The sequence below is a fragment of the Listeria costaricensis genome, assembly GCF_900183385.1.
Lineage (GTDB): Bacteria > Bacillota > Bacilli > Lactobacillales > Listeriaceae > Listeria > Listeria costaricensis.
In genome coordinates this window covers 78,677-93,213 of the sequence record NZ_FXUT01000004.1, presented here as the reverse complement: position 1 = coordinate 93,213, position 14,537 = coordinate 78,677, and the positions used below count along the sequence as shown (strand labels likewise).

The 14,537-nt window shown below is 43.9% G+C and carries 15 protein-coding genes and 1 tRNA gene; 4 read left to right on the top strand and 12 right to left on the bottom strand.

Features of this window, described 5'->3' with window-relative positions; all coding sequences use genetic code 11:
• Positions 1 to 65 precede the first annotated feature (65 nt).
• The 6 genes from CS921_RS03590 to CS921_RS03565 form a co-directional block, all read right to left on the bottom strand.
• Complete coding sequence (locus CS921_RS03590) at positions 66 to 860, bottom strand: sugar phosphate isomerase/epimerase family protein (RefSeq protein ID WP_099221685.1); 795 nt, start codon at positions 858 to 860, stop codon at positions 66 to 68.
• A 15-nt stretch (positions 861 to 875) separates the two neighbouring features.
• On the bottom strand, positions 876 to 1,928 hold the full coding sequence (locus CS921_RS03585) for a zinc-dependent alcohol dehydrogenase (RefSeq protein ID WP_099221684.1): 1,053 nt from the start codon (positions 1,926 to 1,928) through the stop codon (positions 876 to 878).
• A gap of 16 nt (positions 1,929 to 1,944) precedes the next feature.
• Complete coding sequence (locus CS921_RS03580; protein WP_099221683.1) at positions 1,945 to 2,796, bottom strand: carbohydrate ABC transporter permease; 852 nt, start codon at positions 2,794 to 2,796, stop codon at positions 1,945 to 1,947.
• Positions 2,780 to 3,664 (bottom strand): carbohydrate ABC transporter permease, encoded by an 885-nt coding sequence (locus CS921_RS03575; protein ID WP_099221682.1) that lies wholly within the window; start codon positions 3,662 to 3,664, stop codon positions 2,780 to 2,782. The genes CS921_RS03580 and CS921_RS03575 overlap by 17 nt, the downstream gene beginning before the upstream one ends.
• 80 nt (positions 3,665 to 3,744) lie before the next feature.
• Positions 3,745 to 5,052 carry an ABC transporter substrate-binding protein gene (locus CS921_RS03570; protein WP_099221681.1) on the bottom strand — a complete coding sequence of 436 codons (1,308 nt, stop codon included), beginning with the start codon at positions 5,050 to 5,052 and terminating at the stop codon, positions 3,745 to 3,747.
• Complete coding sequence (locus CS921_RS03565; protein WP_099221680.1) at positions 5,049 to 6,740, bottom strand: sugar phosphorylase; 1,692 nt, start codon at positions 6,738 to 6,740, stop codon at positions 5,049 to 5,051. Before CS921_RS03565 ends, CS921_RS03570 begins: the two co-directional genes overlap by 4 nt.
• A 209-nt stretch (positions 6,741 to 6,949) precedes the next feature.
• Here CS921_RS03565 and CS921_RS03560 point away from each other — a divergent pair, with 209 nt between their 5' ends.
• Both CS921_RS03560 and CS921_RS03555 read left to right on the top strand, forming a co-directional pair.
• Positions 6,950 to 7,978: a LacI family DNA-binding transcriptional regulator gene (locus tag CS921_RS03560; RefSeq protein WP_099221679.1), complete on the top strand. Its 1,029-nt coding sequence runs from the start codon at positions 6,950 to 6,952 to the stop codon at positions 7,976 to 7,978.
• Positions 7,979 to 8,021: 43 nt separating this feature from the next.
• Positions 8,022 to 8,094, top strand: a tRNA-Val gene (locus CS921_RS03555).
• 37 nt (positions 8,095 to 8,131) lie between these two features.
• Here CS921_RS03555 and CS921_RS03550 read toward each other — a convergent pair.
• The 6 genes from CS921_RS03550 to CS921_RS03525 all read right to left on the bottom strand — a co-directional run bounded on the left by CS921_RS03550 (position 8,132) and on the right by CS921_RS03525 (position 12,436).
• Positions 8,132 to 9,064 carry a hypothetical protein gene (locus CS921_RS03550; protein WP_099221678.1) on the bottom strand — a complete coding sequence of 311 codons (933 nt, stop codon included), beginning with the start codon at positions 9,062 to 9,064 and terminating at the stop codon, positions 8,132 to 8,134.
• A complete protein-coding gene (locus CS921_RS03545) occupies positions 9,061 to 9,549 on the bottom strand; it encodes a Panacea domain-containing protein (protein WP_162921684.1) in 489 nt (162 codons plus the stop codon). The genes CS921_RS03550 and CS921_RS03545 overlap by 4 nt, the downstream gene beginning before the upstream one ends.
• A 170-nt stretch (positions 9,550 to 9,719) precedes the next feature.
• The gene (locus tag CS921_RS03540; protein WP_099221676.1) at positions 9,720 to 10,403 is read right to left on the bottom strand and encodes a fructose-6-phosphate aldolase; all 684 of its coding nucleotides are present in this window, start codon (positions 10,401 to 10,403) and stop codon (positions 9,720 to 9,722) included.
• Between the two features lie 163 nt (positions 10,404 to 10,566).
• Positions 10,567 to 11,496 carry a sugar-binding transcriptional regulator gene (locus tag CS921_RS03535; protein ID WP_099221675.1) on the bottom strand — a complete coding sequence of 310 codons (930 nt, stop codon included), beginning with the start codon at positions 11,494 to 11,496 and terminating at the stop codon, positions 10,567 to 10,569.
• Between the two features lie 11 nt (positions 11,497 to 11,507).
• Complete coding sequence (locus tag CS921_RS03530) at positions 11,508 to 12,050, bottom strand: GNAT family N-acetyltransferase (RefSeq protein WP_099221674.1); 543 nt, start codon at positions 12,048 to 12,050, stop codon at positions 11,508 to 11,510.
• Positions 12,051 to 12,070: 20 nt separating this feature from the next.
• A complete protein-coding gene (locus CS921_RS03525; RefSeq protein ID WP_099221802.1) occupies positions 12,071 to 12,436 on the bottom strand; it encodes an HIT family protein in 366 nt (121 codons plus the stop codon).
• Positions 12,437 to 12,613: 177 nt separating this feature from the next.
• Here CS921_RS03525 and CS921_RS03520 point away from each other — a divergent pair, with 177 nt between their 5' ends.
• Both CS921_RS03520 and CS921_RS03515 read left to right on the top strand, forming a co-directional pair.
• Positions 12,614 to 13,831 carry an MFS transporter gene (locus tag CS921_RS03520; RefSeq protein WP_099221673.1) on the top strand — a complete coding sequence of 406 codons (1,218 nt, stop codon included), beginning with the start codon at positions 12,614 to 12,616 and terminating at the stop codon, positions 13,829 to 13,831.
• Positions 13,832 to 13,884: 53 nt separating this feature from the next.
• Positions 13,885 to 14,481 (top strand): winged helix-turn-helix domain-containing protein, encoded by a 597-nt coding sequence (locus CS921_RS03515; RefSeq protein ID WP_099221672.1) that lies wholly within the window; start codon positions 13,885 to 13,887, stop codon positions 14,479 to 14,481.
• Positions 14,482 to 14,537: the final 56 nt, after the last annotated feature.

Below are 14,537 nucleotides of genomic sequence, written 5' to 3'. Positions count from 1 at the left end.
TCTACTCCCTTCTCAAAAAACAAACCCGCTCAATAAAATCCAGCTTTGAACGAGTTTGCCTTTCATTATGCCAAACAATCCTGTAGATGTTTTAAGGCTTTTTGATATTCCGCCTCCGGATCCTCTCCACGGACACGACATTCAAATACCAGATAGCCGTCATAACCATCTTTTTTCAATTGATCGAAGTGCGCCTTGAAGTCCAGCGCCCCGCTCCCCGGCTGATAACGATGATTATCCGCCACGTGAATGTGCCCAATCTTGTCGCGCTGCTCATGAAGCGCCTCAGAAATGCCGTCCTCTTCAATATTCATATGGTAGAAATCTGCAATAATCTCCACATTTTGAAGCTGATTCGTCTCAATATAATGACGCGCCTCTGCAAGCAGATTGATCATATGGTCCTGATACCGATTGAGCGGCTCCAAATAAATCTTCGTCCCTGTTCGTCCAGCCACTTTGTCCAAATAAACCAACGACGCGCTGACCGCCTTAAAATCGCCCTCCTTGGAACGCGGTGACACCATCGGCGGCAAGCGATACGTAAACATGCCCCATGCTGCAGGAACAACAATCCCCTTCCCGCCAACTTCCGCAAGAGCCTCCAAAATCCGCTCGATCTCCCGCAAGCCATTCAGTCGTCGCTCCTCAATAAAGTCACCAATCCAGCCATCATAACCGCCGCAAGCAGTCGAAACCGGTAGCCCCGTCTCTCTAATTGCCGCCTTGACCTCATCCAAATGATCGACCAGCAGCTTACCATCAATTTCAAAAGCCTCAAAGCCCATTTTCTTCATATACGTGAATTTTTCCAAGATATTTTCCGGAAAAAATGCCTGATTTTGCGTTCCAATTTTCATCTTTTCAGCACTTCCTTATAATTCGATGCCCATCTTAATACTAAGATCTGGGTTTTGATCCACATATTTCATATAACTTTCCGCACTCTCCGCAAAGCCAACCACCGGATCGATCAACTCCGTGCAATCCAGATAGCCATTCATCAAAAGCTCCCAGCAAGTGTCCTCAATCCGCTTGCGATTCCAACGCGGATAATCTGGATTCGGTTCACTCGACGCACGGGCGAAAACGATTTTAGCATTATTGAAATGTGCCTCCCGACCGAGATTAAAACCCTCCGGAAACGGCTTGGCAAAGGCCACATAAGAAATCGTTCCACCGTATGCAATCCCGCGAAGTGCCGCTTGCAGTGCCGCCGCATTTCCACTCGTTTCAATGATCGAATCCGCACCAAGCTTGCCCGTCATTTTCTTCACTTCAAAACCAACATCAACCTTTGTCGGATCAAAAGTAGCATCTGCCCCATGTCGACGGGCGATTTCACAGCGATGTTCAAGCGGATCGATCCCAATCACCAGACTGGCACCCGCTTTTTTCGCAAGCTGAATGGCGATCTGGCCAATTGCCCCCAGACCAACCACCACCACATAGTCGCCCGCCCGAACATGCGCCTCCCGAATGCCACTCATCGCAAACTGAGCTGGATCATAGCAGACCGCATTCTTCCAGTTGCCACCTGTCGGCATTTTCCGCAATTTATAATTATCGACCGCCTTGGCAATAACCGTCTCCATAATCGGCCCATATGTGCACACCTGATCACCAATTTCGTAATCAACCACCGCGCTGCCCTTTTCAATAATCTCTCCAACAACCATATTGCCAAGCTGGAATTCACCAAAAACAATCCCACGCGAACTGCCTTCCGGACGAGGCACGAACATATTCCATTCCGCTGAAAATTCCTCATCGATAAACGGACTGACGCCACGAAAATCGACCACTTCCGTCCCATGTTTCGGCGAGGCAAAAGCCACCTTGATTTTCACCTCATCCGTCTCGATCGCCCGGTCCTGATATTCCACGAATTCCGCCACACGCGGAGCTGTTGCAACTAATTTTTTCATCTTCAATCAATCTCCTTTATCCTTTAACGCCGCCGTCCATGAGCCCACTCTTGATGAAGCGCTCAGACAAGGCGTACATAATCACTACCGGAAGTGCCGTCACAAGCGAAGCCGCCATCATTCTGCCCCAAATGTAATCTGGCGTACTGAAAAGCGTATTGAGCCCGATCGGCAACGTAAATTTCTCTGCGCTCGACAAGAAAATCGAAGCAAACAGATAGTCATTCCAAGCCACCATAAAGCAATAGACGAACACCGAAACAATCCCCGAAATCGCCAGCGGTACAATAATCCGCAAAATAATTTGGAAGCGATTCAGACCGTCCATCATTGCAGCCTCTTCAATATCCTCAGGAATCGTATCGAAATAACTTTTCAGCATAAATACTGCCGTCGGAAGCGTCTGTACGACCATCGTGATCACAAGTGAAGTCAGCGTGTCGTAAAGCCCCATACTCGAAATAATTTTGAAAAGCGGTACAATCAGTAAAATCCCTGAAAACATATACACCATATAGAAACTCGCATTGATCGTCATGCGTCCTTTGAAGCGCAGTTTGGAAAGCGCATAGGCACCAAAAATCCCCAGCAGCACCGCAATCCCCGCCGCTTCAAGCGATACGATCAGACTGTTTTTAAAGTAGTCAACAAACGGAAAAATATCCGGGTTGAAAATATCGATATAATGCTGGAAGGTAAAATCTTTTGGAAAAAAGGTCGGATGCGGCGAAATGGCCTCTTTCGTTCCTTTAAAAGAAGTCATCAGCATGATAAAAAACGGAAACAGCGTCATACAAAGGAACAGCACCATCGTTGTATAGAAACCGATTTTTTTCGCACGTCTGACTTTTTTACTGCTTACTGCCATTTAAGTCCACCCGCTTTCTTGTAAATAGAATCACCACAAAAATAATCACAAACAGGATGACAGAGATTGCCGACGCTTTGCCAAGATCATTAAATGCGAAGGCTGTTTTGTAAAGATAGACCCCTAAAATATTGACCTTGTTTGTCAGCAGATACACATCTGTAAACATGTAGAACATCCAAATCGCCCGAAGTGTGACGACTGTTGCAAGTACCGGCATGATCGACGGCAACGTGACAATCTTGAATTTCCCCCAAAAGTTTGCCCCATCCATATCAGCCGCTTCATACAGCGACTTGTCGATCGTTTGCAGAATCGCTAGGAAAGAAATGAACGCATAAGGGAAATAGCGCCAAATCGCAAACAGCACGACTAGAAAGAAACTTGAAACCGGATTGTCAAACCATAGCGGCGCCTTGTCAAAAATATGCAAAACATCCACCGTCAAATAATTCACAATCCCATAACCATTGTTGAACATATATTTCCATGCAAAAATCAACGAGATTGACGGCGTCACATAAGAAAGAATGATAAGCGACCGAACCGTCTTACGAAAACGAAACTCCCGATTGAAGAAAATTGCCACTGCCAGCCCCAAAGCTGTACTCCCACCGACCACTAGGACGGTATAGGCAATCGTCAGACCAAGTGACTGATAGAATTCCGGATCCGTCAAAATTTGGATATAATTTTCCAAGCCGATAAATTTCGATGCGATATTCGGATTGAGCGGCATATTCAAAAAGCTGATCTGAATATTGCTGATCATCGGATAGACAACCAGTCCCGCGAGCAGAATAAAGCAAGGTGCAAGCAGAATCATTGCCAATTTAAAATCTGACCGTTTATAAACTTTTCCTTTCATAATGCCTCCTTAGCTGGAACAAAAGTAACGATACAAAGAAGGGACAGACCAGTAATACGACCGCCCCTTCTTTCTCTAAACTATTTACCGCTGTCCTGCTCCGCTTTTTCTTGTGCTTCCTTCAAAGCCTTATCAACATCCTCTTTTCCGACCGTCACACCGTTGACCATCGTACCAAGAACGCCGGAACTCGTAATATCGCCCATCTTTGTAAAGTTTTTGCCATCAACCAGCCCAAACACCTGCACCTGATTGAAGGATTCCGCAATTTCAGTCGACAGATCGCCAAACGCCTTCACAACCTCATTATTTTGATAGTCGTCATTTTCCAAAACGGCTTCGTTAACCGGCTGTGCACCACCTGGGGACATCAGCACCCATTCCGTCATGTTTTCCGGTTCAGACATGAATTCGCTAAATTTCTTCGCCGCTTTTTTCTCAGCATCATCCAGACCAGAAGAAATCGTCAATCCAGAAACCGTCCCGTAGACCGCTTCATCCTTTTCAGTTGGAATGGCAAACCCGATATTGGAAGGATCCCCATCTTCATAAACAGAAGGCAGCAAATACGTCGAATAGATTGCCATCGGAGCTGAACCATTCATGAAAGCATCCTTGATTTCCGTCACATCATTGGAACCCGGCATCGTATATTTAGAAAGCTCCTGATAGAACGACAAAGCCTGGTTCATTTCCGGCGTATCGATCGTAATGTTCCCTTTCGCATCCAGCACATTCGCTTTATTAGAAAGAGCAAACTGAGAAAAGGCCTGCTCGCTCATCGTATTTTCAGCAGTTGGCATAGCAATCCCATATTTTTTGTTAGACGGATCACTAAAATGCTTCGCGATCGCTAAAACATCATCCCACGATTTCGGCTCTTCAAAACCAGCATCCGCCAAAGCTTTCTTGTCATACCAGATACCTTGCACCCAGCCGCTGATTGGCACCGCAATGTAACTCTTACCGTCCTCAGAACGAACCAGATTTTTGGCCCCTTCGTAGTAGCTATCCTCGCCAACTTTTTCAATGACCGATTTGACCGCATCCTGATCGATCAGCTCATCTTTCACCATAACCTTCGCAAAATCCTGACTCACTTCCATTACTGCCGGAAGCTCCCCAGAACGAGCCAGCGTCACAACTTTCGTATTATAAGCGTCTTCTTCAACCGGAACAGACTTCACATTGATATCCGGATTTTCCTTTTCAAATTTAGCAATCAAATCATTAATCACATCTTGACGCTCTTTTTCAACAGAGGAATTCATAAACTCGATTGTCACTTTCCCATCATCACTCGAACCGCTTCCCCCGCCACATGCTCCAAGACCTAAACTTAGTACCAGAAACATTGCCGCAAGTAAAATCAAACTCTTTTTCTTCATTTTTGTTCCTCCCCAGTGTTTAGTTTCAGCCAGCGGAATTCATAAGGCGAAAGTGTTATAAAACCGCTCCCAGTTTGAAGCGTTTCCCCTCGACAAATATCTTGATACTCGCTGCCTGTCCATTCAAAACTACTTACCTCTCCCGACAAATTATGGAGCAATAATAACTCCTCTTCCCCAGCCAGACGTTTCGCAGCAAAAATTCGATCATCCGCCTCAAGAACTTCCATTTTCACATTCGGATGAAAAAGTGGCTCTCCTTTTCGGACCTCAATTAACTGCTTCAACGCCTCATATGTAGCCTTTCTAAGACCACCCGAAAGCGCCCGACTAATTTCTGCATAGTCATATTTTTGGCGATTAATCGAGCGGTTCTGCCCAGTCTGCGCGACCCCAGCCAAATCATTCCGACTGCCAAGAATACTCTGCACATAAACTGCCGGAACACCTGGAAGCGCCAGTAACACCGCATGCGCAACCAGGAACCGCGCCAGCCGAAGCTCATCAGGATCATCTTTCTTGCTGAGTGCATCCATATAAGTCACATTCATTTCATAAGGACTTTCACTGCCGTCAGGATTTTTTTTATAAGAAACAAGACCGCCATTCGCCTTGACTTCTTCCACTAGTTGTAAAATTTCAGCTTCCGGCACGATCCCACGAATCGGATTGAGCCCAATCCCATCATGCGAAGCCAAAAAGTTAAAATAAGTAATCGTCTCTTTTTCAAGCCCAATCGTTTTTGCCCACTCACGTAGTGTCCCCGCATGATTTCGATGTATTGCATGTAAAACCAGTGGTGGTAGCGGGAATTGATAGACCATCTGTGCTTCGTCCGTCCCATCACCAAAATAACGAATATTATCCTGATGCGGAACATTGGTTTCTGTGATCATCACCGCACCCGGCGCAACCTCATTCATAATATCGCGGAATAATTTCACCAATTCATGTGTCTCATCTAAATGAATACATGTTGTCCCTGGCTCCTTCCACATAAAACCGACCGCATCCAGTCGAATATAAGCCGCCCCGTGTTCCAAATAAAACATCAGTACATCCAGCATGGCATAAAGAACTTCCGGATTGGCAAAATTCAAATCGATCTGATCCGCACTGAAAGTTGTCCAAATATGTTTTGTCTCTCCAGAAGCCGTCTGAAATGGCGTCAATAAAGGCGTAGCCCTCGGCCGCGTCACCGCACTTAAATCCGTATCCGGATCCAGCTCAATAAAGAAATCACTGTAACCGCTCCCATTTAAATATTGTTTAAACCAGTCCGACTTTGCTGACATATGATTACAGACAAAATCAAACATCAAACGAGCGTCCTGCTCCATATTCTCAATATCTTCCCAATCACCTAGCCGAGGATCGACCTGTTTATAATCAATCACCGAAAAGCCATCATCTGAAGAATAGGGATAGAACGGTAAGAAATGGACAAGCTCAAAAAATGACAGCTTTTCCCGATACATTTGCCTAAAGGTCTGCAACGTTTTCTGCCTAGGCTCATGAAACTGATCTCCATAAGTAATCAGCAGGACATCCTTCTCATCCCAGCCCTGTTTCCGCTTTCTTTTTTGCCGTAACTTAGACTCCCTGACCCGCTTTTCAATCCGCTCGATCAGCTTAGTATCTACTTTACTTCCGTATATTTTCTGTAGTCTGCTCGCAATCGTTTTCATATATTCCTCCCAACTGGTACCGCTCCCACAAAAATATTATATTATGGAAAGCGCTTTCTGTCAAACGGTAATTTTAAAAAATCTGTCCACTATTGATACAAGTGGTTTTCTATTAATCTAAGTGGACTTTTCAATTAAAATTGATTAAGATAATAATATGAAATCAACGGGAACCGATACCAAATATAGAACAGAGAGGAAGATAAAACTTGGCGGTAACTATATATGACATTGCAAAACATGCCGGCGTCTCAAAGTCGACCGTTTCCCGCGTTTTGAACAATCAGGCTAACCTGTCTGAAACTTCCAAACGCAAAGTTTTACAAGCAATCGAAGAACTGAACTACCAACCAAGCAAACTGGCTCGCGCCTTAACAAGCGCCGGATTTGACGCCATTATGGTCATCTCAAACCGCTCAACTAAAACCACCACAGGCAATCCTTTTTTCTCAGAAATCATCCATGCCATTTCAGCGGAAGCAGAGCAGGCAGACTTTGACCTCATCCTGCAGACCGCTCGAAATACCAAAGATGAACTTAAGAAATGCATCGCCAAAATCGAAGAAAAAATGATCAAAGGCATCATCATGCTAAGTTCTCCCGCCGATGAATCCTTCTTTGAAAAACTTGACAATTATAACATTCCAATCGTCGTTACCGGCAAAGTAGAAGGCACCTATCGGAATGTCTACTCAGTCGACACGGACAATTTTGGCGACAGCTATGCACTCACAAAGCATCTTGTCGAAAGCGGCCACCGCCATATCGCCTGCATCCACGCCCCACTTGACTACCATGTTTCCATCGACCGAGTCAGCGGCTTCAGAAGCTGCCTTTTCGACCACCATCTCGATATCCGTAACGATTGGATCATCAATAGCGGCTACAGTATCGAAGACAGCTACGAAGCGGCCCTCAAACTGATGTCCGGCCCCGAAAAGCCGACCGCCGTTTTTGCAACCGATGATCTGAAAGTGCTGAGCATTTACAAAATGGCCAGCGATCTAGGCTACAATATTCCGGACGACCTATCCGTCATCGGCTACAACGACCGCACAATATCAAGCTTCCTAGCGCCGCCACTTACGTCCATCGATATCCCGATCACACAACTTGGCAAGAAAGCCACACACCTGCTTTTTGAACTGATCCGCTCCAATAAAAAACAGCCAAAAAGCACCCTGATAAAAACAAAAATGATTGAGCGCGAGTCAATCCGCACATTAGAACAGACTTGACAAACCCCGACCTCCCAATTATTATAAAAAGGTAAGAAAGTTTGGTCCTGTAGCTCAGTTGGGAGAGTATCACCTTGACATGGTGGGGGTCGCTGGTTCGAGACCAGTCGGGACCATCAAAAAAAGCAGGCTAAAGCGAAATCACCATTCGCCTTAGCCTGCTTTTTCGTTTTTCTTTTTCTTCTTTACAGCAATAGTTAACCAAAAAACAGCGCTCACCACCAAATAAAATCCCCCGATAAAGAGGACAATCCATTGATCCGACCGAAGCCATTCATTCGGTAAATACAACGCCATCAAACTCAATGAAAACGTTGAAAAGAGAAAAAAGACGATCCAGCTCATCATGGGATGCCGTTTATAAATCGAATGCGTACATTTTTCCCTATCCTCACAATTACAAGATCGCAGCGGCTTGTTAGAAAGCTTGGCAATCCCTTCCATCAACGCAAAAATCACCAATGCAAGTCCCAGTAAAATCAAGCTGCAAGTAATCAACACTCTTGGCAGCGGCATTTCTTTACTTTGCAGACTTAAAAGCGATTCCGCCAAAGTTTCAAATCCACCCAGCAGCCCAAACATCAATGCAGAAAAGATACCTAAAATTGCAATAAACTCCGTATAAATCTGTCCTTTGATTTTTTCCATTTTTTCTAACTCGACTTTTGCTCTTTCACTAGTCTCTTTTACATTTTTAACAGAATTATCAATATGTTGTTTTTGCACAAAGGCTAGCATTGTGTGAGTAGCAATTTTTTGTTTAAACTTATCAATCTCAGTACTATCAAATTCGTTATAAATACTATCCTTATATGCACTTTCAATTAAACTGTCTATATTACCGATAAATACTTCGCTCTCATAATGATTATTCGACTCAAAAACAGCCTCTGTAATTAAATAATAGGGAATTCTACGTTCCATCAGAAAATCTTTCAGTATCATATAAGCACTTTCACATTCTTCCTCACTTGAATAAAAGCGCTCAACTGAAAATTTCATTACTGCTTTTTTTGCCTCCAATGAAGCCAATTCCTCCGCATATTCTTGAAGTATATTAGAAACGGAATCAAATTCTTTACTCATAGATAACTATTTTCCTGAAAATATTTTTTAATTTCTTTATTCGTATATCGCAAATGCCTGATTCCACCATTTATATCATCACTAAATTGTTGCCACATAGGATGCTTATGAGTTTCCTCGACTAATTCAAAATCACTTTTTTCTTTAAAACAAGCAATAATTCGGTCAATAAATTTACGATCTTCTTCTTCAATAACTGATTCATCAAATCTTTCTCGTTGAACCCGTCCCTCTTCATTAAGGAAAACCCGCTGTTGCGGAGAAATTTCTTCACTTCCATAATCTTTAAAATTATGATAGACCTCTGGAATAACTGGTCCAAGGCGCCATTTTTCTATATCCTCATGAAATAGACACTTATTTGAAGCTGCTAGTTTCTCTCCAAACGCAAAATACAACAGTTTTTGTACTCTTAGATTAGTTGGTTTTGTATCTTTTTCAATGATGTAATTCGCAACATCTATAGCGTTATACGGTGCTCCCATCTCCATCTCTCCTTTATTAGTCTATTTAAATATAGCATTATTTCATATTTTTGTGTAAACAGATCTAAAAAAGCGAACGTTTGTTCTTATTTATTCTACCACATCTCCCTCCCAATTCCAACCCTTTTTCCCACAAAAAAACGAAGCTCCGAAGAACCTCGTCTCAAATTTTACTTCAACGCATCAATCGGCGTATCTTCCCCAAAAATCGCCGCCCAATCTGCATTAAAATCATCGACCGCTTTTGAAATAGATGGCATTGCCAGCGCCTGATCAAGAATATCAGCACCCATTGTTGCCGCCTGAGCACCCGCAGCAAAAGCCGCATTTACCTGCCCCACATTTTTGAAGCTTGCTGCCAAAATCTTGCTCGGTTTCTCATATCTGTCAATCATCTCCGCAAATTCAGCAATCACCTGTCGCGGTTCGATATTTAAATTCTCCATCCGGTTAAAATAAGGCGCTAAATAATCCGCCCCTGCCGCCATTGCCAGATAGCCCTGAAACGAAGAGTAGATAGCCGTCGCCGTAATATTGGCTCCCTCTGTTTTCAACCGCTTAATCGCCTTCAAGCCAACCGAATTTACAGGTACTTTAATATATACCGCCTCATCAATTTTTGTTCGAATCGCCTCTGCTTCACGTAAAATCCCGTCAAAATCGACCGCTGTCACCTGCACATGCAAAGAAGCCTGCTTGCCAATAATACGTTTGATTTCCTTCATATGATCAAAAAAAGCAATCTTTCCTTCTTTCTTAATAATAGATGGATTGGAAGTCACTCCACCCAGCTCGATCATTTCTGCATATCTTTCAATGTCCGCCAAATGAATCGTATCCAGCATAAATTCCATAACAAAAACAACTCCTTTGCACACCTGTGCGTTTTTATACTTGCATTCTAGCATGTTGTTTTTGAAAATGGCATATGAAAATCCGCTGAATTACCAAAACCGCTTAAGCAACAGCCCTCCCAAACAGAATCCAACCAAAACTGCACATTTGTGCAATTCCTATTTATTTTGTTAAACGCCAAATTTCCTTAGCTGTTTCCTCATCTGTCACCAGCGTGTTGATATACTTTCCAGCCAAAAGCCCCACAATCGCCCGAGCTTTCTTCTTTGACCGAGCGATTCCAACCGCATGCGGCACATTCCGCAATTTTTCCAGCCCAATACTAATCGTGCGGTCATATAAATCCCCCTTGATAACTTTCCCATCACGATTAAAAAAGTGACAGCAGCAGTCCCCAACAGCCTCTTGAAGCCGCAATTCCTCCAGGTCCCTCTCCGTCAGCAAATCCCGCCACTGACTCTTCTTGGACGAAAGCGGACCACCAATTCCCACCAGCGCTACATTGACCTTATCCCAATACTGCGCCAACTCCTGAAAATAGCCAGACTTCATGATCCCGTCACGCAACGCCTTTGATTCCTGCACCACCGAAGCATTGATAAAGATACTTTTGCCATGAAAATGCCGCGCCATATCATAGACAATCGCATTCACATGATATTGTACATTCACAGAACTCGGACCACCAACAAGCGGCACAAAAGTCGTATCCGTTTTTCGCACCACATCCAGCTTGCCAATCATGTCCGCCAAAGCAGAACCCCAAGCAAGCCCCACAACATCATGCGGCTGAATGATTTTCTGCAAATAATAAGCCGCCTCCTGAGCAATATCCGTCTCCTGCCCATCCGGCACAATGATCAATTCCTTCAAGCCATAATGCCGCTTGATCGACATCTCCAAATCAAAAAGCGCCTTATCAAAATGATGAACATGCACCTCCACGATTCCCAAATCACGTGCCTGCTGCAACATCCGGCTGATCGTCGTTCGATAAACAGACAGCTCCCGCGCAATCTCTTCCTGCGTCCGATTTTCAACATAGTATAAATAAGCCGCTTTCGCCATCAGCCTTTTCTTATCATCCCGCATATAGCCAAGCCTCATTCCACTTTTTTAATATAAGCATACATCAGCACATCACAAAACCGCTCACCGATTTTTTCATAATCACGCAGCCGCCCTTCCAATTCAAAACCCAATTTTTCCAAAAGCATGATTGAATCCTGATTGCGCGGATCGACCTTCGCCTCCACCCGATGCAGCGCAAACTCACTGATTCCAAAATCGATCAAAGCCACCACAGCCTCCGTCGCATATCCTTTTTTCCAAAATCTAGTCCCCAGATCATAGGCAATTTCTGCACGCCGATTCTCCCGATCAATATAATTAAAACCGCATGTCCCAATGATTTCCCCCGTACGTTTCAAAATGATCACACAGCGTAGCGCCTTCCCCTCAAGCTCCAACTGCTGCAACATCCGAATCATTTCCTCCACAGGTTCCATCGATTCAAACGATTCAATATTCATATATCGCGTCACCGCATCATCCGACCAATAACCGAACAACACGGCCGTATCCTGAACAGTCATCTCACTCAAAAACAACCGCTCCGTCTCCGCCAACTGCTTACGTTCCCCCATGTGCATTCCTCCCACAAGTTTTATTTATCCAATAAAAGCTTATCTAACGAATGATTTAATCGCTGCTTCATATGCTCTAACTCCAAAGGGGTAGGACGAACATCATCTGAATACATTACTTCTGGATCAAGCCACCACACTGGACCTTTTATCGGCATATCACCAGTTTTTCTAGGAAATAGATGCCAGTGTAAATGTGAATCACCATTTCCCAACAACTCATAATTCATCTTTTCAGCCCCAAAGGCATGATAACAAGCCTCTGCTACTAAACTCATCTCTTTTAGAAAGGTCATTTTGATTTCAGTAGTCAAAAAATGCAATTCCGTTACATGACTTTTAAATAAAAATAACGTATACCCCCTAAAATATTGATGATCTCCCATTACCACATACCCATCCTCTTTCTATAAATTCCGTTGAATGTCTCATACCCCGAGTATAGCTTACTTTTACTCTTTTTAAAATAATTTCCACTCCCCGAAAAAATAATTTGACAGGTCGGAAAAGCCATGTTATTATTGCCCCATAAAAATTATTTTCCGAGATAGGAGCGCTGCAAAATGACTAACCAACCTCCATTATTAAAAAATCACTCTTTTCTCTATTTTTTCTCTGGCAATGTGTTATCCCGCTTTGGAGACGCCTTTTTCTCCGTTGCCTTGACCTGGCTTGTATTCAGTCAAAATCACTCTATCTTTGACACCAGTCTGATAAGCGCCGTCTCCACGTTGACCATGGTCCTGGTTTCTCCATTTTGTGGCCTTCTGACAGATCGCAGTAATCGAAAAGTCCTGCTGCTTGCCGCACATTTCATCAATGGCCTAGCCGTTTTAGCAGCTGCTCTCGTCTATCTTTCCTCTGGAGAATTGCCTATTTGGCTAGGCCTTCTCATCGTTTTAGTTCTCTATACCACCCGCAGTCTGATTGAGCCTACCGAATCCTCATTACTGCCCGAACTCATCTCAAAAAACGTGTTTGCAAAAGCGGTCGGATATTTTATGGCTTCCGATCAATTGGCCAGACTGCTTGGACAGGGAGCGGCCGGCTATCTGCTGCTCTGGCTTGGTGCAGGCCCTTCCGTCGCATTGAATGCCCTTTGTTTTTTCATCACCGTTTTGCTACTCCTTGCCGCCCGATTACCTACTTTCGTTCGAAAGCCAACCAGTAAACCGCCTGCACTAAGAGAAGATTTTCGCTCCGGCCTCCATTACATCTGGACGCATCCTTTCCTAATTGGTATTCTAATCAGCGCTTTCTTTGCAAACTCTGCCATGGCGCTTGTTACCCCTTTTTATCCTGCCCTGGCTGATCAAGTCGGTAACGGGCTCTCCACCTATTCACTACTGCAAATGATCATGACATGCGGTGGGATACTTGCTGGCCTCCTAACCGCCCCCATCATCAAAAAAATCCCAGCCGGCCTCCTGCTCCCACTCAGCTTAAGCCTCTGCGGACTCGCATTTTCACTTATTCTATTCCAGCTAAATATCATCACACTCCTTGTCAGTGGCTTTACCGTTTCATTTGCAGCTATGCTCTTCAATGCCACCCTAGAATCAATTCTTGTATTATTAGTAGACTCCCAGTATCGTGGCCGGGTAAACGGTCTTAGTGTCACCATCGTCATGTTTTCCATGCCTTTCTTCATTTTGGTCAGCGGCTGGATAGGCGACCATATCGGCTACCGACTCCCATTTCTATTCGCCGTCATCCTCCTGTTTAGCGCAAGTACATTGCTACTCACCAACCACCATGTCCGTAAAATAAAGGTCACTTGACAATCACACTGGATTCCCGTACCTTAAAATTAACAAACTGAGGGGGAATCAAAATGAAAGATAATATGATGATCACCACCTATGAACAGCTCAAAATGATGAGCGATCCTTTACGTGCGCAGGTTTTAGAAGATTTGATCGATCATCCCGACACCTGCCAAAATCTCGGCCAAAAATATCAAATGTCTAAATCCCGCATGAACTATCATGTCCGTGAACTAGAAAAAAATCAGCTCGTTGAAGTCATCAAAAAGGAAGAAAAAAACGGTGGCATTCAAAATATCTATCGCGCCACCGCCTATTCCTATTCAATTGATCAAAGACTAATTCCCAGCTCGGAAGCCACAATTTTTTCTGACAAACAAGTCTTTTTAAATTTTCTAGACGTAACCAAAAAGCTGGCTGAGCAAACACCTGAAACCCATTTTTCCAAAGTCAATCCCCCTATTTCCACATCACAAATTCGATTAACAAGAGAGCAATACGAAACTTATTTACAAAAAGAAAGAGATCTGCTCAACGAATTAATCCAGCAGTCCATTGAAAACACCAAAAACAATCAAAATGAACAATATTACTGGGTCCAGCAAATTCACTTCCCCATTCAGGGACGCTACGATGATTTTTACAGTACAATGGTCCAAAATTAAATTGTTTCACGTGAAACATTCCATTAAAAAAAGCCTCAATCGACAAATAATCGATC

What these genes read in the sequence shown, in the direction of transcription:
- CS921_RS03515 (WP_099221672.1), top strand. Translation starts at nt 13,885, where the DNA reads ATGAAAGATAATATGATGATCACCACCTATGAACAGCTCAAAATGATG.
- CS921_RS03550 (WP_099221678.1), bottom strand. Translation starts at nt 9,064, where the DNA reads ATGAGTAAAGAATTTGATTCCGTTTCTAATATACTTCAAGAATATGCG.
- CS921_RS03545 (WP_162921684.1), bottom strand. Translation starts at nt 9,549, where the DNA reads ATGGGAGCACCGTATAACGCTATAGATGTTGCGAATTACATCATTGAA.
- CS921_RS03535 (WP_099221675.1), bottom strand. Translation starts at nt 11,496, where the DNA reads ATGCGGGATGATAAGAAAAGGCTGATGGCGAAAGCGGCTTATTTATAC.
- CS921_RS03565 (WP_099221680.1), bottom strand. Translation starts at nt 6,740, where the DNA reads ATGAAAACGATTGCGAGCAGACTACAGAAAATATACGGAAGTAAAGTA.
- CS921_RS03575 (WP_099221682.1), bottom strand. Translation starts at nt 3,664, where the DNA reads ATGAAAGGAAAAGTTTATAAACGGTCAGATTTTAAATTGGCAATGATT.
- CS921_RS03570 (WP_099221681.1), bottom strand. Translation starts at nt 5,052, where the DNA reads ATGAAGAAAAAGAGTTTGATTTTACTTGCGGCAATGTTTCTGGTACTA.
- CS921_RS03585 (WP_099221684.1), bottom strand. Translation starts at nt 1,928, where the DNA reads ATGAAAAAATTAGTTGCAACAGCTCCGCGTGTGGCGGAATTCGTGGAA.
- CS921_RS03590 (WP_099221685.1), bottom strand. Translation starts at nt 860, where the DNA reads ATGAAAATTGGAACGCAAAATCAGGCATTTTTTCCGGAAAATATCTTG.
- CS921_RS03520 (WP_099221673.1), top strand. Translation starts at nt 12,614, where the DNA reads ATGACTAACCAACCTCCATTATTAAAAAATCACTCTTTTCTCTATTTT.
- CS921_RS03580 (WP_099221683.1), bottom strand. Translation starts at nt 2,796, where the DNA reads ATGGCAGTAAGCAGTAAAAAAGTCAGACGTGCGAAAAAAATCGGTTTC.
- CS921_RS03530 (WP_099221674.1), bottom strand. Translation starts at nt 12,050, where the DNA reads ATGGGGGAACGTAAGCAGTTGGCGGAGACGGAGCGGTTGTTTTTGAGT.
- CS921_RS03540 (WP_099221676.1), bottom strand. Translation starts at nt 10,403, where the DNA reads ATGGAATTTATGCTGGATACGATTCATTTGGCGGACATTGAAAGATAT.
- CS921_RS03525 (WP_099221802.1), bottom strand. Translation starts at nt 12,436, where the DNA reads ATGGGAGATCATCAATATTTTAGGGGGTATACGTTATTTTTATTTAAA.